16 protein-coding genes are annotated in these 18,647 nt (G+C 71.8%); 8 read left to right on the forward strand and 8 right to left on the reverse strand.

What is annotated here, in order from left to right:
- Positions 1-8: 8 nt before the first annotated feature.
- From D466_RS0112800 to D466_RS22895, 4 genes are all read left to right on the forward strand, one after another.
- Positions 9-761, forward strand: coding sequence for an amino acid ABC transporter ATP-binding protein (locus tag D466_RS0112800; protein WP_018914112.1), 753 nt, complete (start codon positions 9-11; stop codon positions 759-761).
- Between the two features lie 13 nt (positions 762-774).
- On the forward strand, positions 775-2,142 hold the full coding sequence (locus tag D466_RS0112805) for a lyase family protein (protein ID WP_018914113.1): 1,368 nt from the start codon (positions 775-777) through the stop codon (positions 2,140-2,142).
- A gap of 213 nt (positions 2,143-2,355) precedes the next feature.
- A complete protein-coding gene (locus D466_RS0112810) occupies positions 2,356-2,817 on the forward strand; it encodes an Hsp20/alpha crystallin family protein (RefSeq protein WP_018914114.1) in 462 nt (153 codons plus the stop codon).
- Positions 2,818-2,879: 62 nt separating this feature from the next.
- A complete protein-coding gene (locus D466_RS22895; protein ID WP_018914115.1) occupies positions 2,880-3,659 on the forward strand; it encodes a GGDEF domain-containing protein in 780 nt (259 codons plus the stop codon).
- Positions 3,660-3,692: 33 nt separating this feature from the next.
- Here D466_RS22895 and D466_RS0112820 read toward each other — a convergent pair whose 3' ends face one another.
- The gene (locus D466_RS0112820; RefSeq protein ID WP_018914116.1) at positions 3,693-4,706 is read right to left on the reverse strand and encodes a zinc-binding alcohol dehydrogenase family protein; all 1,014 of its coding nucleotides are present in this window, start codon (positions 4,704-4,706) and stop codon (positions 3,693-3,695) included.
- A gap of 210 nt (positions 4,707-4,916) precedes the next feature.
- Between D466_RS0112820 and D466_RS0112825 the strand changes: the two genes are divergently transcribed.
- Together D466_RS0112825 and D466_RS0112830 are read left to right on the forward strand one after the other, a co-directional pair.
- Positions 4,917-6,053: a carbohydrate porin gene (locus D466_RS0112825; protein ID WP_156004270.1), complete on the forward strand. Its 1,137-nt coding sequence runs from the start codon at positions 4,917-4,919 to the stop codon at positions 6,051-6,053.
- A gap of 124 nt (positions 6,054-6,177) precedes the next feature.
- The gene (locus D466_RS0112830) at positions 6,178-7,065 is read left to right on the forward strand and encodes a metal ABC transporter solute-binding protein, Zn/Mn family (RefSeq protein ID WP_018914118.1); all 888 of its coding nucleotides are present in this window, start codon (positions 6,178-6,180) and stop codon (positions 7,063-7,065) included.
- Positions 7,066-7,069: 4 nt separating this feature from the next.
- Here D466_RS0112830 and D466_RS0112835 read toward each other — a convergent pair whose 3' ends face one another.
- Positions 7,070-7,963: a LysR family transcriptional regulator gene (locus tag D466_RS0112835; protein ID WP_018914119.1), complete on the reverse strand. Its 894-nt coding sequence runs from the start codon at positions 7,961-7,963 to the stop codon at positions 7,070-7,072.
- A gap of 110 nt (positions 7,964-8,073) precedes the next feature.
- Here D466_RS0112835 and metE point away from each other — a divergent pair, with 110 nt between their 5' ends.
- Positions 8,074-10,368, forward strand: a complete 2,295-nt coding sequence (gene metE / locus D466_RS0112840) for a 5-methyltetrahydropteroyltriglutamate--homocysteine S-methyltransferase (protein WP_018914120.1) — start codon at positions 8,074-8,076, stop codon at positions 10,366-10,368.
- Here the strand turns inward: metE and D466_RS0112845 are convergent.
- The 5 genes from D466_RS0112845 to D466_RS0112865 form a co-directional block, all read right to left on the reverse strand.
- Positions 10,358-11,263: an NAD(P)-dependent oxidoreductase gene (locus D466_RS0112845; RefSeq protein WP_018914121.1), complete on the reverse strand. Its 906-nt coding sequence runs from the start codon at positions 11,261-11,263 to the stop codon at positions 10,358-10,360. The two genes, metE and D466_RS0112845, sit on opposite strands and share 11 nt — an antisense overlap.
- The gene (gene ilvD / locus D466_RS0112850; protein ID WP_018914122.1) at positions 11,260-13,017 is read right to left on the reverse strand and encodes a dihydroxy-acid dehydratase; all 1,758 of its coding nucleotides are present in this window, start codon (positions 13,015-13,017) and stop codon (positions 11,260-11,262) included. Before ilvD ends, D466_RS0112845 begins: the two co-directional genes overlap by 4 nt.
- Complete coding sequence (locus tag D466_RS0112855) at positions 13,014-13,826, reverse strand: SDR family NAD(P)-dependent oxidoreductase (protein WP_026285225.1); 813 nt, start codon at positions 13,824-13,826, stop codon at positions 13,014-13,016. The genes ilvD and D466_RS0112855 overlap by 4 nt, the downstream gene beginning before the upstream one ends.
- A gap of 94 nt (positions 13,827-13,920) precedes the next feature.
- Positions 13,921-15,372 carry an aldehyde dehydrogenase gene (locus D466_RS0112860; protein WP_018914124.1) on the reverse strand — a complete coding sequence of 484 codons (1,452 nt, stop codon included), beginning with the start codon at positions 15,370-15,372 and terminating at the stop codon, positions 13,921-13,923.
- Positions 15,373-15,386: 14 nt separating this feature from the next.
- Complete coding sequence (locus D466_RS0112865) at positions 15,387-16,166, reverse strand: coniferyl-alcohol dehydrogenase (protein WP_018914125.1); 780 nt, start codon at positions 16,164-16,166, stop codon at positions 15,387-15,389.
- A 205-nt stretch (positions 16,167-16,371) separates the two neighbouring features.
- Here D466_RS0112865 and D466_RS0112870 point away from each other — a divergent pair, with 205 nt between their 5' ends.
- Positions 16,372-18,099: a sigma-54-dependent Fis family transcriptional regulator gene (locus D466_RS0112870; RefSeq protein WP_026285226.1), complete on the forward strand. Its 1,728-nt coding sequence runs from the start codon at positions 16,372-16,374 to the stop codon at positions 18,097-18,099.
- Positions 18,100-18,127: 28 nt separating this feature from the next.
- Here the strand turns inward: D466_RS0112870 and D466_RS0112875 are convergent, their stop codons facing one another.
- Entirely contained in the window at positions 18,128-18,553 is a 426-nt protein-coding gene (locus D466_RS0112875) for an HIT family protein (protein WP_018914127.1), read from the reverse strand.
- Positions 18,554-18,647: the final 94 nt, after the last annotated feature.

The raw sequence follows: 18,647 nt of genomic DNA on the forward strand, positions 1-18,647 counted from the left end.
CGGCCGCCATGCTCCTGAATCCCTCCCGGCAGGCCGTACGCGTGCGCTACGCGGGCCTGCGCAAGTCCTATGGCGCGGTCGAGGTGCTGCGTGGCGTCGAGCTCGACGTGGCGCCCGGCACCACCACCTGCATCGTGGGCCCTTCGGGCTCCGGCAAGTCCACGCTGCTGCGTTGCGCCAACCTGATGGAGCGTCCCGACGGCGGCAGCGTGCACATCGGCGACCTCGAGATCACCGCGCCCGGCGTGGACATCGACGCGGTGCGCGCGCGCGTGGGCATGGTGTTCCAGCATTTCCACCTGTTCTCCCACCTGGACGTGCTGGGCAACGTCAGCCTGGCGCTGCGCAAGGTGCTCGCGCTGCCGCGCGAGCAGGCCGAGGCGCGGGCGCTGGAGCAGTTGCGCGCGGTCGGCCTGCAGGGCCTGGAGCGGCGCCGGCCGGCGGACCTGTCCGGCGGGCAGCAGCAACGCGTGGCCATCGCGCGTTCCCTGGCCATGCAACCCCAGGTGATGCTGTTCGACGAGGCCACCTCGGCCCTCGACCCCGAACTCGTCAAGGGCGTGCTGGCGCTGATGCGCGAATTCGCGCACGGCGGCATGACCATGCTGGTGGTCACGCACGAGATGCGCTTCGCGCGCGAGGTGGCCAACCAGGTGGTGTTCGTCGACCGCGGACAGGTGCTGGAGAACGCCCCCGCCGACGCCTTTTTCGATGCGCCGAGCCATCCCCGGCTGCGCGAATTCCTCGACCAGATCCTCTGAGCCCGTCCCGACCATGAGCCACGCGAGCCGCGTCCGTCCGTCCCCGTCCGAGATCTCGGAACTGTTCGCCCAGCGCAGCCAGTGGCAGGCCTGGCTGGACGTCGAGGCCGCGCTTGCGCGCACCCAGGCCGAGCTCGGCATGATCCCGGCCGCGGCCGCCGAGGAGATCGCGCGCAAGGCCAGCTTCGGGCACGTGGATGAAGCGGAGCTGGCGCAGGACATCGCGCGCACCCGTGCCCCGGTGGTTTCGCTGGTACGCGCGCTGGCCCAGGCCTGCGAGGGCGAGGCGGGCGGCTTCGTGCATTGGGGCGCCACCACGCAGAATGTCATGCAGACCGCGCGCGCGGTGTTGATGCGGCGCTCGCACGAGGCCTTCATGGGCGTGTTCGCCGACGTGCTGGAGCGCCTCGCCGCCATGGCCGAGGTCGGTGCGGACATGCTGGCCGTGGGGCGCACCAATTTCCGCCAGGGCCTGCCGATCACCTTCGGCTGGAAGGCGGCGGCGTGGATCGAGGAGATGCTGCGCCACCGCAGCCGCTTCGAGGGGGCGCGCGAGCGCGTGTTCGCCGCCCAGTGGGGCGGCGCGCTGGGGGCGATGCACGCCAGCGGCGAACTGGGGCCCGAACTCAACCGGCGCCTGGCGGCGCGCCTGGGGCTGGGCTGCATGGAGGTTCCGTCGCGCGCAGGGCTGGACTACCTGGCCGAGTACTTCCTGCTGCTGGGCCTGTTCAGCGCCAGCTGCTCGAAGATCGCGCGCGAGCTCTACACCCTGATGGCCGACGAGATCGGCGAGGTCTACGAGCAGCAGGGCGAGGAGGTGGTGGGTTCGAGCACCATGCCCAACAAGATCAATCCGAAGTCCGCCGCGCTGGCCCTTTCGCTCGCCGCGCGCGTGCGCTCCTGCGTGCCGCTGGCGCTGGAGGCGATGCAGCCCACGCATGAAGGCGACGGGGCCAACAACCAGATGCTGCACGCCCTGATCGACCAGACCTGCCCGCTGGCCTACCAGATGATCTGTGCCTTCGACGAACTGCTCGAGTGCCTGCGCCTGGTGCCAGAGGCCATGCGCAGGAACGTGGACATCTCCGGCCAGGCGATGGCCGCGGAGAACGCGATGATGGCGCTGGCGCCCGTGCTCGGGCGCACACGCGCCTATGCCCGCGTGAAACATGCGATCCACGAGGCCGGAGAAGGCCCCGGGGGCCTTGCCGAGGCCTTGCTGCGCGACAACGAGGTGCGCGAGGCCATCGACGAGACGGCGCTGCGCCATGCGCTGGATCCTGCCTCCTACACGGGGCGCAGCCGCGAGATGTCCCTGGCCATGGCGCGTGCGGCGCGCGACGCCGCGACGCGCCTGCGCGAGGCGCCGGCGGCGCCCTGAGCGGCGCCGCGCGGCCTGCTTGACGCACATCAGGGACGCTGCCGCCGCATCTCTCCATACTGGCCGTGGTCTGGCCGACAGGACGTGCCGCCCTCGACGCGCCCCGCATGGGGCGGCGCTCGAAGCAGGCGCGCACCGCGTCGGCCCCTCGCGGCCGTGCACGGGGTGGCCGGCGAGAAGCGCTTGTACTCCCCCCGCGAAGGAGAACACATCATGGCGATGGTTCCATGGGATCCCTGGCACGAAATCGAGGACATGTTCGATCGCTACACACGCGCAGTCGGGTTGTCGCGCGTGGGCAATTGGGGGCGCCGCGCGCTGGGCACGGAGCCGGCCGCGGCGGCTGACTGGGCCCCGCGCGTGGACATCTCGGAGACTCCCGCCGCCTTCGTGATCAAGGCCGAGATTCCCGAGGTGAAGAAGGATGACGTGAAGATCACCATCGACGCCGGCATGGTGACGATCTCCGGCGAGCGGCGCCAGGAGACCGAGCAGAAGGACACGAAGTACCACCGCGTGGAGCGCTACTACGGCAGTTTCAGCCGCAGCTTCTCCCTGCCTGGCAACGTGGACGAACAGGCCGCCAAGGCCGAGTTCAAGGAAGGCGTGCTCAGCCTGAGCATTCCCAAGGCCGCCGAGGCCAGGCCGAAGGTGCTCGAGGTCAAGGTGCAGTAGCCGCCGCGGCGGCCGCGGGGGGGGGCGGGCGGGCGCATGGAGCGGGAACGTATGATCCCCGCATGGCCGCCCCGTCCCGTTCGTCCCCGGTCGACCGCTTCGGCCTGCACGCGGCGCTGCGGCGTTTCGGCCTGTGGCCGATGGTGCTGGCACTGACCGCCTTGTCGGTGGGGGCCTCGGCCGCCATCGTCGCCGTGGTGACCTGCTGGGGCTTCGGCAGCGGCATGACGCCGCATGCGTGGGCCGTCACGCTGCTGGCGCCGGCGCTGATCGCGCCGCCGCCGAGCGCGCTCACCCTGCATCTGGTGCAGCGCCTGGATCGCCTGCAGGAAATGCTCAGCGAGGTGATCCACGTCGACGAGCTGACCGCGCTGCGCAACCGGCGTTATTTCATGCAGGCCTTGCAGCGCGAGGTCGAGCGCGCGCGGCGCGACGGCAGCCGCTTCGCATTGGCCCTGGTCGACGTCGACAATTTCAAGGACATCAACGACGGCTACGGCCATCCCGCCGGCGACATGGTGCTGCGGCACATTGCCGATGCCTGCCGCCAGGCCGTGCGCGAGACCGACGTGGCCGCGCGCATCGGCGGCGAGGAATTCGCTTTCCTCTTTCCCGATGGCTCGCCGGAGCAGGCGCGCGAGCTCGGCGCGCGCCTGCTGGCCGGCGTGCGCGCGCTGGACCTGCGCCCGCAAGGCGTGCGCCAGCGGCTTTCGGTCAGCGTGGGCCTCGCGCTCATGCAGGGCGCCGAGGCCGAGCTGGCCCAGGCCTTGCGCCTGGCCGACCAGGCGCTGTACGCGGCGAAGGCCGCCGGCAAGGACCGGCTGGAGATGGCGCCGGCCTGAATCCCTGCCCGGCGCCGGCGCGTCGGCGAGGGTTCAGAAGCCCTCGATGGCGATTTTCCCGATGTTGCTGCCCGACTCGGTCATGGCGTGGGCCTGGCGCAGCGTGGCGGCGTCGATGGGCGACAGGCGCGTGTGCAGCGTGCTCAGCAACTTGCCCGCATCCACCAGGCGGCTGACCTCGTCGAGCAGCCGGCCCTGTTCGTCGATGTCGGGCGTGGCGAACATGCTGCGGGTGTACATGAACTCCCAGTGGGTCGACACGCTCTTGCGCTTGAAAGGCGAGATGTCGAGTTGCTGGGGGTCGTCGATCAGCGCGAAGCGCCCCTGCGGCGCGATCAGCGCGGCCACGTCGGCCAGATGTCGGTGGGTCTGCGTGGTCGAGAACACGAAGGAGGGCTGGCCGAGTTGCAGGGCCTGCAGCTGCGGCGCCAGCGCCTCGCCGTGGTCGACCACGTGGTGCGCGCCCATGCGCCGCACCCAGTCGCGGGTCTGCGGGCGCGAGGCCGTGGCGATGACCGTGAGATCGGTGAGCTGGCGCGCCAGCTGGATGGCGATGGAGCCCACGCCGCCCGCGCCGCCGATGACCAGCAGCGCCCTGGCGCCGCCGGGTACCGCGCGGCGCACGTCCAGGCGGTCGAACAGCGCCTCCCACGCGGTGATGGCCGTCAGCGGGAGTGCGGCCGCCTGTGCGAAATCCAGCGAGCCGGGCATGTGTCCCACGATGCGCTCGTCGACGGCCTGGAGCTCGGCGTTGCTGCCCTGGCGTGTGAGGTCTCCCGCGTAGAACACCTTGTCGCCGACGCGGAAGTTGCGCACCGCCTCGCCAACCGCCTCCACGGTGCCGGCGGCATCCCAGCCCAGCACCTTCCACTCGCCCGCGGGCGGCGCGGTGTTCCTGCGCACCTTGGTGTCGACCGGGTTGACCGACACGGCCCGCACGCGCACCAGCAGGTCGCGCGGCCCGGGGCGCGGGTCGTCCAGCGTGACGTCGCTGAGGGAATCGGCGGCATCCAGGGGGCCGGGCTGGCGGTAGGCAATGGCTCGCATCGCAATGTCCTTTCGGGGCTTCGTGGGGAGCAGGGGAGCATAGCGAGGCGCCGCGCACCGTGCAGGCCCCGCGACGGCCACGGCGAAATGGCTTTACGAATACGAACCATTCCCAGTACGATTTGTCGCGAACCCGGCCCCACGCCGGGAGTCCGGGCCCAGCCGCGGCGGGGCGGAGCACTTTTGCCGACAATGGATAGGGGAGAACGCATGGATCGAACAGCAGGCTCGAAACACCACGTGCACCGGCACCGGGCCCGCGCCATGGCCGCATGGTCCCTGGCCCTCGCGGTGGGGGCAGCCGCCGCGGCCGCCGCGCCGGCATCGGCCGCCGCGATGGCCGATGCTCCGCCGGCTTCGCCGGTCAACTGGACCTTTTCGCTGGATTCGGAAATCGTCGACAACCTCGGCGGGGGCATCGCGCCGGGCAGCGTGGGCGACACGCTCGCGCGGCTGGGCTTCGTGCTCGACGGCGGCGCGGTGGGCCTGGCGCAGGGCTCGCGCATCAAGGCCACGCTGCAACGCACGCAAAGCGGCCAGCCCTCGGCCACGCGCATCGGCGATGCGCAAAGCGTGACCAACATCGAGGCGCCTTCGCGCAGCCGCGTGTACGAACTGTGGTACGGGCAGCCCGCCGGCCGGAACTGGGAGCTGCGCGCGGGCCTGATCGCCGCCGACGCGCATTTCGACGTGCTCGACAGCGCCGGCCTGCTGCTCAACGGCAGCTTCGGCGCCGAGCCGATCTGGTCCGGCAACACGGTGGCGCCGATCTTTCCCGTCTCGGGCATCGGGGCCATGGCCACCTGGCACTCCGGCGCCTGGACCAGCCGCAGCGGGGTGTTCCAGGCCGATCCGCAGGATCGCTCGAGCGCGTTTCGCCGCGGGCAGGCCTGGATGGAGGAGGGCAGCTACCACGGCAGCGGAACCTACAAGCTCGGTGCCTGGAGCTACCGCCCCGACGGGAGCGCCGATGCGCAGCTGCCGCGGGCGAACTGGGGCACCTATTTCAGCGCGGATCAGCCGCTCAAGGGCGGCGACAACCCGCCCAGCGCCTTCCTGCGCGCGGGCTGGAGCCCCCGGGGGGTGGGCGCCGTGGACTACGACCTGGAGGCCGGGTTCCTGGTGCCGGGGCCGCTGCCCGGGCGCGCGCAGGACCAGTTCAGCCTGGGCCTGGCGCGCGCGCGTTTCCGCGGCCTGGGAACAGAGACCACCTACGAAGCGACCTACCAGATCGCGCTGGCGCCGCACCTGGCGCTGCAGCCCGACCTGCAGTACGTGGTGCACCCGGGCGGCATCCTGCCGTCGGCGCTGGTCGCCAGCCTGCGCCTGCATGTCGGCTTCGAATAGGAGGCAGCCGTGGTCAGTCATGGCCGAGGCCGCTCGCGCGGATTACGCAAATCATTTGCAGAATGGCCCCGACTCGCCTACGCTGCGGCTTCGTGTCCTTCGCGCCGCCCGGCTGCTCCCGTCCATGCGTCTCCCGTTCCTTGCCATCGCCGCAGCCGTCGTTTCGTGGGCGCTGGCGCCCGCCGCCGCCGCGGCTTCGCCGGTTTCCATCGTTGCCGCCGAGAGCACCTACGGCGTGATCGCGCAGGCCGTCGGCGGACCGCAGGTGCAGGTGCGCAGCATCATCCGCAACCCCGACGTCGACCCGCACGAGTTCGAGGCCTCGCCGCGCACGGCGCGCGAAGTCGCGGCCGCATCGATCGTGGTGATGAACGGGCTGGGCTACGACGCGTGGATGAGCCGCATGCTGGCGGCCAATCCCTCCGGCGCGCGCCAGGTGATCGTGGCCGCGGACCTGCAGCCTGCGCGCGTGATGCCGGACGGCAACCCGCATCTGTTCTACGACACCCGCGTGGCCGAGGCCGTGGCCGCGCGCCTCGAGACCCTGCTGGCGCAGCGCGACCCGGCGCATGCCGCCGACTACGCCGCCCGGCTGCGCGCCTTTCGCGCGAGCCTGGCGCAGGTCGACGCGCGGGTGGCGCAGCTGCGCCTGCGCCATGCGGGGCTGCGGGTCACGGCCACCGAGCCGGTGTACGGTTACATGCTGCGCGCGCTGGGCTGGACCAGCCTGGGCAACACCTTCCAGTTCAACGTGATGAACGGCACCGAGCCGGCTCCGGCGGTGGTCGCGCGCTACGAGGACGACCTGCGCCGAGGCCGCGTGGCGCTGCTGTTCTACAACCGCCAGGTCAGCAGCCCGCTGGCGCTGCGCATGCAGCAGGTGGCCGCATCGGCGGGGATCCCCGTCGTGGGAGTCGACGAGTTCGTGCGGCCCGGCGTGGGCTACGCGCAGTGGCTGCTGGCCGGCCTGGACGCGGCCGATGGCGCGCTGCGCGCGCGGCCGGCGCGCTGAAAGCTCAGGCCTGCGTGCCGGCGCCGCGCGCCATATCGACGAAGGCGCGCAGGTAGGCGGTGGCCTCGTCGGCCTTGCGATAGCCCAGGAAGATCTGCTTGGCCACTCCGCGGGGACCCATGCGCACGGGCACCACGTCGAAGCGGCTTGCATACTCCTGCACCAGCCAGCGCGGCAGCGAGGCCACGCCGCGCCCGCTGGCGACCATCTGCAGCATGATGTCGGTGGTCTCGAGGGTCTTGTGGCGCCGCGGCGCAATGCCCGCGGGGCTCAGGAACAGGCTGTACACGTCCAGGCGCTCGATGCCCACGGGGTAGCTGAGCAGTACCTCGTCGCCGAGCTGCTCGGGGCGCACCCAGGCCTGCCCCGCGAAAGGGTGGCCCGCAGCGACCACCAGCACCTGCTCGTAGTCGAACACCGGCTCGAAGCGCAACCCGGCCTTGCGCAGCGGGTCCGGGGTGACCAGCAGGTCGATCTCGTGGTCGAACAGCGCTCCGATGCCGCCGAACTGGAATTTCTGCTTCACGTCGACGTCGACGTCGGGCCATTGCGCCAGATAGGGCGACACCACCTTGAGCAGCCACTGGTAGCAGGGATGGCATTCCATGCCGACGCGCAGGCTGCCGCGCTCGCCCTGCGCGAACTGTTCCAGGCGCTGCTCGGCCAGTTGCAGTTGGGGCAGCACGCGCCCGGCCAGCGCCAGCAGATGGTCTCCCGCCTGCGTGAAGCGAAGGCTGCGGCCCTCGCGGATCCAGATGTCGGTGCCGGCCTGGGCTTCCAGGCGCGCCACCGAATGGCTCAGCGCCGAGGGCGTCAGGCACAAGGCCTCGGCGGCGGCGGTCAGGGAACCCAGGCGGGCCACTTCCTGCACGATGGCCAGATGGATGCGCTCGATCATGGTGCCGGCCTCAGTTGACCAAAATTCAACAAACTGTGAGAAATGACCATTTTACGTCATGAATTTCCCTTCCTAAGATGGCCGTTTCGACATCCAGGAGACCTTGGGCGATGGTCACCACGCACAACCTCGGCTACCCGCGCATCGGCAAGCGCCGGGAACTCAAATTCGCGCTCGAGTCCTATTGGAAGGGACAGCTTGGCGCCGACGAACTCGAGGCGCAGGCAGCCGCGCTGCGCCGGCAGCACTGGGACGAGCAGGGCGGGCTGGACCTGGTGCCGGTGGGGGATTTCTCGCTCTACGACCACGTGCTGGACACGAGTTTCATGCTGGGCCACGTTCCCGAACGCGCGCGCGGCCCGGGCGGCGATGCGCTGGACGCCTACTTCCGGGTCGCGCGTGGGCGCCCCGCCCAGGACCGCGACGGTCCCGCCGCCTGCTGCGCCGGCGTGGCCGCGGCGGAGATGACCAAGTGGTTCGACACCAACTACCACTACATGGTGCCGGAGTTCCACGCGGGCACCTGCTTCGAACTCGATGCCTCGCGGCTTCTCGCGCAGCTGGAGGAGGCGCGCCAGGCGGGCGTGCGCGCCAAGCCGGTGCTGCTCGGCCCGGTGAGCTACCTGGCGCTGGGCAAGTCCAAGGACGGCTCGGACCGACTGGGCCTGCTGCCGCGCCTGCTTCCGGTGTACGCGCGGCTGCTGCAGGCCCTGGCCGGGCAAGGCGTGTCGTGGGTGCAGATCGACGAGCCCATCCTGGCCACCGAGCTCGACATGGACTGGCAACAGGCCTTCAACGTGGCCTACCGCCAGTTGCGCGTGCCGGGGATCCGCATCCTGCTGGCGAGCTATTTCGGGCCCCTGCTGGACAACCGCTACCTGGCGGCGAACCTGCCCGTGGACGGGCTGCACGTCGACACCACCCGCGGGCTGGACGACCTCGCGCCGCTGCTCAACCTGCTGCCCGCGCACAAGGTGCTTTCGCTGGGGGTGATCAGCGGCCGCAACGTCTGGAAAAGCGACCTGGGCGCCTTGCTGGATTGGCTGGAGCCGCTGGCCGCGCGCCTCGGCGATCGCCTGTGGCTGGCCCCGTCATGCTCGCTGCTGCACGTGCCCATGGACCTGGAGAGCGAGACCGCCCTCGACCCCGAGATCCGCTCGTGGCTGGCCTTCGCGCGCCAGAAGCTGGACGAGTTGCAACTGCTGGCGCGGGCGCTGAACCAGGGGCGCGAGGCCGTGCGCGATGCGCTGCTGGCCAACCGCGAGGCCCTGGCCTGCCGCCGCGCGTCGGCCCGCGTGCACCGGCCCGAGGTGCGCGCGGCGCTCGACGCGGTGACGCCGCAGATGGGGCGCAGGCGCAGCGTGCACGCGCTGCGCGCCGCACGCCAGGCGGAACTGCTGCGCTTGCCGGCTTTCCCCACCACCACCATCGGCTCCTTCCCCCAGACCGCGCAGATCCGGCACGCACGCGCCGAGTACAAGGCGGGGCGCCTGGATGCCGAGGCCTACCGTGCGGCCATGCGGGCGGAGATCGAGCGCTGCGTGCGCGAGCAGGAGGCGCTGGGGCTGGACGTGCTGGTGCACGGCGAGGCCGAGCGCAACGACATGGTGGAGTACTTCGGGGAACAGCTGGAGGGCTACGCCTTCAGCCGCAACGGCTGGGTGCAGTCCTACGGCTCGCGCTGCGTGAAACCCCCGATCCTGTTCGGGGACATCCGGCGCACGCGGCCGATGACCGTGGAATGGACCCGCTTCGCCGCCTCGCTGACCGCCAGGCCCATGAAGGGCATGCTCACCGGCCCGGTGACCATGCTGAACTGGTCCTTCGTGCGCGACGACCAGCCGCGCGCGCGCACTTGCATGCAACTGGCGCTGGCCATTCGCGACGAGGTGCTGGATCTGCAGGACGCCGGCGTGCGGGTGATCCAGATCGACGAGGCCGCGTTGCGCGAAGGCTTGCCGCTGCGCCGCTCGCAGTGGGAGCCGTACCTGGCCTGGGCGGTGGAGAGCTTTCGCATCGCCGCCAACGGCGTGGCCGACGATACGCAGATCCACACCCACATGTGCTATTCGGAGTTCCACGACATCCTCGGCGCCATCGCCGACATGGACGCCGACGTCATCACCATCGAGACCTCGCGCTCGGACATGGAGCTGCTCGACGCCTTCGATCGCTTCGACTACCCGAACCAGATCGGCCCCGGGGTGTACGACATCCACTCGCCGAACATCCCGACCCCCGAGCAGATCGTGCAGCTCATGCGCAAGGCCGCGCAGCGCATCCCGGCCGAGCGCCTGTGGGTGAACCCGGACTGCGGGCTCAAGACCCGTCAGTGGTCGGAGGTGCTGCCGGCGCTGTCCAACATGGTCGCGGCGGCGCGCAGCCTGCGCGGCATCAAGGCCTGACGGCCTCGTCGAGGGGTACCCGGACGATCTGCGAGATGTCGCTGTCGCCCAGGCCCTGCTCGACGGCACGGCTCAACCAGCGGCGCAGCAGCGAGGCCAGAGGAAGATGCAGCGCGTGCTCGGCGGCGAAGGACTCCACGGCGCCGAGGTCCTTGAGCATGATGCGGATGGTGCCCCCGGCTTCGGCCGGAGCCTCGAGCATGCGGGGCATCAGGGTCTGCAACAGCACCGAGTCGGCCCAGCCGCCCTGCAGGGCCGATGGAACGCGCGCGGCGTCGACGCCGCCGCCGCGCGCCAGGCGCACGGCCTCGGCCAGGCCGGCGATGGTGCTCATCACGATGGTCTGGTTCACCAGCTTGGCGGTCTGCCCGGCTCCGCTGTCGCCCATGCGCGTGACCCGGGCCGCGTAGGCGCCCAGGAGAACGCGCAGGGATTCGATGGTCCGTGCGTCGCCGCCGGCCATCACCGCCAGCGTGCCGGCACTCGCGCCGCCGGTGCCGCCCGACACCGGCGCGTCGATCCAGTGGCCGCCGGTGCGTTCGTGCCACCGCGCGGCCAGGGCCCGCGCCGTGCGCGGCTCCAGCGTGGAGTGGTCCACCACCACCGGTGCGTGCCCGGCACCCAGCGCCAGGCCCTGCGCGCCGAAGGCCACGGCCTCCACGGCCTGCGCGTCGGCCAGGCACAGCAGCACCACGTCGCAGGCGCGCGCCAGCTCCGCGGGGTGGGCGCAGGCCGTCGCGCGTCCCACGGGCAGGCCCGACAGCAGTTCGGGCGCCACGCCGGAGCGATTCCACACACGCAGTTCGACGCCTGCGTCGAGCAGGCGCCGCGCCATCGGGCGGCCCATCCTGCCCAGGCCGCAAAAGCCCACGCCCCGCGGCGCCGCGGCACTCATGCCTCGTCTGCCGGCAAGGCCTGCTCGTAGGGCCAGGCGACGGCGCCCGAATGGGTGACGGCGCCCAGGCGCGCCGGGCGCACCAGCGCGGCGTACTTCTCCAGCACGCCCGCAAGCCGCCTGGGGCGCGGTGCCGGAGCCTCGGCGCGGCGCCGCGCGAGTTCCTGCTCCGCCAGTTCCACCTGCAGCAGTCCGGCACGCGCGTCGATGTGGATGCGGTCGCCGTCGCGCAGCAGGGCGATGGGCCCGGCGTCGGCCGCCTCGGGGCCGACGTAGCCGATGCACATGCCGCGGGTGGCGCCGGAGAAGCGGCCGTCGGTGAGCAGCGCGACCTTCTCGCCCATGCCCTGGCCGTAGATGGCCGCGGTGACGCTGAGCATCTCGCGCATGCCCGGGCCGCCCTTGGGGCCCTCGTTGCGGATCACCAGCACCTCGCCCTCGCGATAGTCGCGCGCGGCGACCACCGCCATGCAGTCCTCCTCGCACTCGAAAATCCGCGCGACGCCGCGGAAGCTCAGCGAGCGCAGGCCGGCGGTCTTGAGGCAGGCGCCGTCGGGAGCCAGGTTGCCGCGCAACACCACCAGGCCGGCGTCCGGCGACAGCGGGGCGTCGCAGGCGCGCACCACCCGGCCGTCGGGGCCGGCGAAGCGCCGCAGCGCCTGCTCCAGGGGCTCGCCCCCGAGCGTGGGCACGTCACCGTGCAGGTGGCCGCCGGCCAGCAGCGCGTTGAGCACCGCCGGTACCCCTCCCGCGTGGTGCAGGTCCTGTGCCAGATAGCGTCCGCCGGGTTGCAGGTCGCCGATCAGCGGGGTGCGCGCGAACACGCGCTGCACGTGATCCAGCGTGAACTCGATGCCCGCCTCGTGCGCGATGGCCGGGATGTGCAGCGCGGCATTCGTGGAGCCGCCGGTGGCGGCCACCGCGGCGCAGGCGTTCTCCAGGCTCTTGACGCTGACCAGCTGGCGCGGCAGCGGCCCGCCGGCCTCGAGCATGCGCATGACGGTCTCGCCGGCGCGGCGCGCAATGGCGATGCGCTCGCTGTACACCGCCGGCACCATGGCCGAACCCAGCGGTGCGAGCCCGAGGGCCTCGGCCACCATGGCCATGGTGTTGGCGGTGAACTGCCCCGGACAGGAGCCGGCGGTGGGCGTGCAGTTGCGCTCCAGCGCGTCGAGCTGCGCGCGTGTCATGTCGCCGCGCTGCGTGGTGCCGACGGCCTCGATGGCGCTGAGGATCGTGGCCTGGCGCCGCGGGCCCGGCGCATCGCCGCCGGGCAGTGCGCCCGGCGCGGTGCCCGGCAGCATGGCGCCGCCGAACAGGAACACGCCGGGCACGTCGACCCGCACCATGCCCATGAGAATGCCCGGCAGGGTCTTGTCGCAGCCGGCGATGCCCACCAGCGCGTCATAGCCGTGGGCGCGCACGAACAATTCCACGCTGTCGGCCACGACCTCGCGCGACACCAGGCTCATGCGCATGCCGGCGTGGTTCATCGAGGTGCCGTCCGATACCGAGACCGCCGATCCCCGGATGGGCACGCCGCCGCCGGCGGCCACGCCCAGGCGCACGTTGTCCGAAACCTGGTTCAGGGACATCGAGCACGGGGTGTTCTCGCCGTGGGTGTCGACGATGGCCACGAAGGGCTTGCGCATGGCCTCGTCGTCCAGGCCGGTGGCGCGCAGGAAGGCGCGGTGCGGGGTGCGGGTGAGCCCGTCGGTGACGGCGCGCGAGCGATGCTTGTGGAGCCTGCTCATGTCGAGGAATCTCCTGGGCTGGGTTCGGCCAGCAGCAAACCGTTCTCGGCGCACAGCACCTGGCCGGTGAGGGCCGGCGCCTGGGTCGCCAGGAACCATGCGATCTCGGCCACCTCGGCCGGGCGGGAAACGCGCCGCAGCGCGGCCTGGCGGGTCATGCGCTCGAGCACCCCGGCGTAGCTGCGCGGGTCCAGGCAGCGCTGCAACAGGCCGTCGTCCACCATGCCGGGGGCGACCGCGTTCACCCGCACGCGCGGCGCCAGCGAACGCGCCAGCGACAGGGTCATGGTGTTGACCGCGCCCTTGGAGGCGGCGTAGGCCAGCGACGATCCGGTGCCGTTGAGCCCCGCCAGCGAGGACACGTTGACCACGCTGCTGCTGGCCTCGGGCGAGGCGCTGCGCTCCAGCAGGGGGGCGGCGGCGCGGGTCATCTGGAACAGGCCGATGGCGTTGACGCCGTACACGCGCTCGAACTCGGCGGCGTCGATCGACTCCAGCGCGCGGTGGGGAATCACCCGCGTGGTGCCCGCGCAATTGACCAGGCTGTCCAGCCGGCCCCAGCGCGCTTCGGCCGTCGCCACGGCGGCACGGCAGGCTGCGTCGTCGCGCACGTCGGCCTCGAAGACCAGCGTGCCGGCGCCGGCCTCACGGCAACGCGCCTCGACCCCCAGCGCGGCTTCGCGGGTGTCGGCGCCGAAATGGCCGATGGCCACCGACCAGCCGCCCTGCGCGAAGCGCAGGGCAGTGGCCGCGCCGATGCCGGTGGCCGCGCCCGTGATCATGCAAACGGGCTGCTTGCTTCGTGTCATGCAGGTGGTTCCTGAGCGGGTGATGGGAGCATTCTCCGCGAAACCCCTGCATGCAAGCGCACGATGGCGGGCCCGCGCCCGCGCCCGGGGGCGATCAGAATGGATAGTGGCGGGTGCCGGTCTGCAGCGTGACCCAGCGCAGCTCGGTGAAGGCGTCGATGCCGGCCTTGCCGCCGAAACGGCCCCAGCCGCTGTCCTTGACCCCGCCGAAGGGCATCTGCGCCTCGTCGTGCACGGTGGGCCCGTTGACGTGGCAGATGCCCGACTGGATGCGTTGGGCCACGGCCAGCGCGCGCGCGGCGTCGCGCCCGAACACCGCCGCCGACAGGCCGTAGGCGTTGTCGTTGGCGCAGGCCACGGCGGCCTCCACGCCCTGCACGCGCACGATGGGCTTGACCGGGCCGAAGGATTCCTCGCGGTAGATGGCCATGTCGGGGGTGACGTGGTCCAGCAGCGTGGCCGGCATCAGCGTGGAGTCGGCCTTGCCGCCGCACAGCAGCCTGGCGCCCTTGGCCAGTGCGTCGTCGATCAGCGCGTTGCAACGCTGCACGGTGCTCATGTCCACCACCGAGCCCAGCACCACCGGGCCCTTGCGCGGATCGCCCAGCGGCAGCGCCGAGGCCTTGGCCGCCAGGCGCGCCGCGAACTCGTCGGCCACCGAGGCGTCGACGATGATGCGCTCGGTGGACATGCAGATCTGCCCGGAGTTGGCGAAGGCGCCGAAGGCGGCGCCGTTGACGGCGGCGTCCAGGTCGGCGTCGTCCAGCACCACCAGCGGCGCCTTGCCGCCGAGCTCCAGCACCGAGGGCTTGAGATGGCGCGCGCACATCTCGGCGATGATGCGCCCGACGCGCGTGGAGCCGGTGAAGTTCACGCGGCGCACGGCAGGGTGGGCGATCATGGCCTCCACCACCGCGGCCGCGTCGGCCGGGGCGTTGGTGACGAAGTTGACCACGCCGGCGGGCAGCCCGGCGTCGACCAGCGCCTCCACGATCAGGCCGTGCGTGGCCGGGCACAGTTCGGAGCCCTTGAGCACCACGGTGTTGCCGCAGGCCAGCGGCACGGCCAGCGCGCGCACGCCCAGGATGATCGGAGCGTTCCACGGCGCCATGCCCAGCACCACGCCGGCGGGCTGGCGCATGGCCATGGCCACGCTGCCGGGCACGTCGGAGGGGATCACTTCGCCGGAGATCTGGGTGGTCAGCGCGGCGGCCTCCAGCAGCATGCCGGCGGCCAGGTGCACGTTGAAGCCGGCCCACAGCCCGGATCCGCCCGTCTCCGAGGCCACGGCGGCCGCGAAGGCTTCTCCCTTGGCCTCCAGCGCGTGCGCGGCCTTGATCAGCAGCGCGCGGCGTGCGTTCGGTCCCAGCGCGGACCAGGCGGGAAAGGCCGCCGCGGCGGCGTCGACCGCGGCACGCGCGTCCTCGGGGGTGGCGGCCGGCGCGGTCGTGGCCACGCTGCCGTCCAGGGGATTGCGGCGCACGAAGGTGGCGCCACCGGCGGCCGCGCGGCGCTCGCCGCCGATCAACAGGGAAATCGTGGTCATGGGAGTCTCCAGGTTCAGAAGCCGTGCATCTGGCACAGCACGTTCGAATACATGCCGCCGTCCACCGGTACGTTGGTGCCGCGGATCCAGGCCGAGTCGTCGGACAGCAGGAAGGCGACCACCGGCGCGATGTCGCCGGGGCGCCCGGGGCGGTCCATGGTGCGCATGTCCTCCTCGGCACGGGCGCCGAGGGTCTCGATGAAATCCTTCAGGATGGGGGTGTCCACCGGCCCCGGGCTGACCGCGTTCATGCGGATGCCGCGCTCGCGCCAGGTCCAGCGGTTGCGCAGGGTCCACACGATCAGCGCCTCCTTGGAGAAGAAGTAGCTGCGCGCGCCCTCGATGCCGTGGTCTTCGCAGAAGGCGCCGACGCCGGCGAAATCGAGCTGCTCGCTGGCATCGATGGCCGGCTTCGCCTCGGGCTGGGACCAGCCCAGTCCGGCCAGCGAGGCCAGGTTGACGATGGATGCGCCGTCGGCCAGCTTGGGCACCAGGCGCTGCGTGAGGTATTTCAGGCCGACCAGGTTGACCGTGAGCACCTGCGCCGCGGGGCGGGTCGGCGGCAGTCCGGCGATGTTCGCCAGCCCGTGCACGCCCGCGGGCAGCGCCGCCACCAGGGCGTCGATGGAAGCCGGGTCCGAAAGATCGGCCTGCAGGAAGCGGCCGACCTCGCGCGGCGGACGGTGAATGTCCACCGACAGGACCTCGGCGCCGCGCTCGGCGAGCAGCGCCGCGGTGGCCGCGCCGATGCCCGACGCGGCACCGGTGACCACGATGGTCTTTCCCTTGAGCATGTGTTGTCTCCTCGAATGGTTCGCCCGCGCGCTCGCTCGGCGCGGTCGGGCGCGAAGGCTTCCGCAAAGGGCGTGCCAGCGGCCGCCCGCGGCACGCGGTCCAGGCGAATCAAGGGCTTGGATCCTCCCCATCCGGGTATACCCAGGGAGTGGTTCCGAGATCTTGATCAAAAATGCATGATCCATGTTGAACCAGGCCATCCCCATGCCCCGTAGCGTTGCCAAAGGAGTCAGCCTGGCCGAACTGCAGCGGCGTTCGTCGCGCAGCAGCCTGGACATCGACGAAGGCGCCACGCCCACCCTGCGCGATCTGGCCGAGGCGCTGAGCTTCTCGCCCGACGACGGGCGCATCTGGCTGGGCGACCAGCGCATGGTGTTGTGGCGTTCGTCCACCTTCGGCTCGCTGCGCGCCGAACTGATCGCGCGCCTGGGCCAGGAGCAGGCGCGTTCGCTGCTGACCCGCGTGGGCTACGCCGCCGGCGCGCGCGACGCCGAGCTGGTGCGCCGCACCTGGCCCGGCAGCGACCCGGTGAACGCCTTTCACGCCGGGCCGCAGATGCACAAGCTCGGGGGCATCGTGCGCCCCGAAGCCATCGCCTTCGAGTTCGACATCGCGCGCGGCACCTTCCATGCCGACTTCTGGTGGCACGATTCGAGCGAGGACGACGAGCACATCGCCGCCTTCGGCATCGGCACCGAGCCGGCGTGCTGGATGCAGATCGGCTACGCCAGCGGCTATGCCAGCGCCTTCATGGGCAAGTTCATCGTGTACCGCGAGATCGAGTGCCGGGCCACCGGAGCCAGCGCCTGCCGCCTGGTGGGCCGTCCGGCCGAGGAATGGGAGGACCCCGAACTCGACCAGCACTACTTCGCTCCCGGGCTGTCGGCCGCGGGCATCCGCCGCAGCCTGGCGGCGCCGTCGCTCGCGCCAGGCGTCTCGCCGGCGCGGCAGGCGGCGGCAGGGCCGTGCGCCGAGGAGTCCGCGCTGGTGGGCATCTCCTCGAGTTTCAGCGCCGCGCGGCACCTGATCGAGCGCGTCGCGCCCACGCCCGCGACCGTGCTGTTCAGCGGCCCCTCGGGCGCCGGCAAGGAACTCTTCGCGCAGACCCTGCATGCCATCAGCCCCCGCGCGGCGGCGCCCTTCGTGGCGGTGAACTGCGCGGCGATTCCCGACACGCTGATCGAGACCGAGCTGTTCGGCGTGGAAAAGGGCGCGTTCACCGGCGCCAGCAGTTCGCGCGCCGGGCGCTTCGAGCGCGCGCAGGGAGGCACCCTGTTCCTGGACGAGATCGCCTCGCTGAGCTTTTTCGCGCAGGGCAAGCTGCTGCGCGCGCTGCAGGAGCGGCGCATCGAGCGGGTGGGGGGCAGCCGCGAGATCGCGGTCGACGTGCGCGTGGTGGCCGCCACCAACGTCGACTTGCGCGCGCAGGTGCGCGCCGGACGCTTCCGCGAGGATCTGTTCTTCCGGCTCAACGTGTTTCCCATCGCGCTGCCGCCGCTGAAGGAGCGCCGCGACGACATCCCGCTGCTCATGGAGGCCTTCCTGCGGCGCTACGGCGAGCAGTACGGGCGGCGCGTGGCCGGCTTCACGCCGCGTGCCGTGCAGGCGCTGCTGCAGTACGACTTCCCCGGCAACGTGCGCGAACTGCAGAACCTGATCGAGCGCGGCGTGATCATGGCGGGCCCGGACGAACCCATCGACGTGGTGCACCTGTTCCGCGGCGGCGAGATCGAGGCGCCGCAGGGGCTGTCGCCGGGGGTCGACGGGCGCCTGACCGAGCACGGTGCGCGAGCGGGCGGCGCCGGGCACCCGGCCGACGCCTACCGCGAGGCGCTGGTGGCGGCCCGCTACAACGTGTCGGCGGCGGCGCGCGAGCTCGGCCTGACGCGCGCGCAGCTGGTCTACCGGCTCAAGCGCCTGGGCGTGTCCTGAGTGCCCGCCGGGCCGGCTGGTGCCTTGATCAGCCTGCCGCCAACTGTTGGCGGATGCGCTGCGCGATGGCCCGCAGCTTGTCCGGGTCCCCCTGCTCGCGCGCGTGCATGCGCAGCTCCGATCCCTTCCAGCGGGGAATGACGTGGAAGTGCACGTGGGGCACCGTCTGCCCGGCCGCGGCGCCGTTGAACTGGCCGACGAAGACCCCGTCGGGCTCCAGGGTCTCGCGTACCGCCACCGCCAGGCGCTGGGTCATGCGGATGGCCGCGACCAGCGCCGCGTCCGGCAGATCGAAGATCTGCTCGGCGGGCGCCTTGGGGATGACCAGCACGTGGCCGTCGGCCTGGGGCATGATGTCCATGATGGCCAGCGCGCCGTCGTCCTCGGCAAGCTGGATGCTGGGCAGTTCGCCGCGCAGGATGCGGGCGAAGGGATTGTTGGCGTCGTAGGCCATGGCGTGCTCCGGCTGGGGTTTGCGCAGGATGCTAGCGCCACTGCCGCGCCTGCAGAGCCCGCGGGCGCGATTGACGGTTTCCGGTGGGTTGTGG

This window comes from Thiomonas sp. FB-6 (assembly GCF_000377645.1).
GTDB lineage: Bacteria > Pseudomonadota > Gammaproteobacteria > Burkholderiales > Burkholderiaceae_C > Thiomonas_A.

Coding starts and splice junctions, on each gene's coding strand:
- D466_RS0112845 (WP_018914121.1), bottom strand. CDS start 11,263: ATGAGTGCCGCGGCGCCGCGGGGCGTGGGCTTTTGCGGCCTGGGCAGG.
- D466_RS0112810 (WP_018914114.1), top strand. CDS start 2,356: ATGGCGATGGTTCCATGGGATCCCTGGCACGAAATCGAGGACATGTTC.
- ilvD (WP_018914122.1), bottom strand. CDS start 13,017: ATGAGCAGGCTCCACAAGCATCGCTCGCGCGCCGTCACCGACGGGCTC.
- D466_RS0112860 (WP_018914124.1), bottom strand. CDS start 15,372: ATGACCACGATTTCCCTGTTGATCGGCGGCGAGCGCCGCGCGGCCGCC.
- D466_RS0112825 (WP_156004270.1), top strand. CDS start 4,917: ATGGATCGAACAGCAGGCTCGAAACACCACGTGCACCGGCACCGGGCC.
- D466_RS0112805 (WP_018914113.1), top strand. CDS start 775: ATGAGCCACGCGAGCCGCGTCCGTCCGTCCCCGTCCGAGATCTCGGAA.
- D466_RS0112865 (WP_018914125.1), bottom strand. CDS start 16,166: ATGCTCAAGGGAAAGACCATCGTGGTCACCGGTGCCGCGTCGGGCATC.
- D466_RS0112855 (WP_026285225.1), bottom strand. CDS start 13,826: ATGACACGAAGCAAGCAGCCCGTTTGCATGATCACGGGCGCGGCCACC.
- D466_RS0112835 (WP_018914119.1), bottom strand. CDS start 7,963: ATGATCGAGCGCATCCATCTGGCCATCGTGCAGGAAGTGGCCCGCCTG.
- D466_RS22895 (WP_018914115.1), top strand. CDS start 2,880: ATGGCCGCCCCGTCCCGTTCGTCCCCGGTCGACCGCTTCGGCCTGCAC.
- D466_RS0112870 (WP_026285226.1), top strand. CDS start 16,372: ATGCCCCGTAGCGTTGCCAAAGGAGTCAGCCTGGCCGAACTGCAGCGG.
- D466_RS0112800 (WP_018914112.1), top strand. CDS start 9: ATGCTCCTGAATCCCTCCCGGCAGGCCGTACGCGTGCGCTACGCGGGC.
- D466_RS0112820 (WP_018914116.1), bottom strand. CDS start 4,706: ATGCGAGCCATTGCCTACCGCCAGCCCGGCCCCCTGGATGCCGCCGAT.
- D466_RS0112830 (WP_018914118.1), top strand. CDS start 6,178: ATGCGTCTCCCGTTCCTTGCCATCGCCGCAGCCGTCGTTTCGTGGGCG.
- metE (WP_018914120.1), top strand. CDS start 8,074: ATGGTCACCACGCACAACCTCGGCTACCCGCGCATCGGCAAGCGCCGG.
- D466_RS0112875 (WP_018914127.1), bottom strand. CDS start 18,553: ATGGCCTACGACGCCAACAATCCCTTCGCCCGCATCCTGCGCGGCGAA.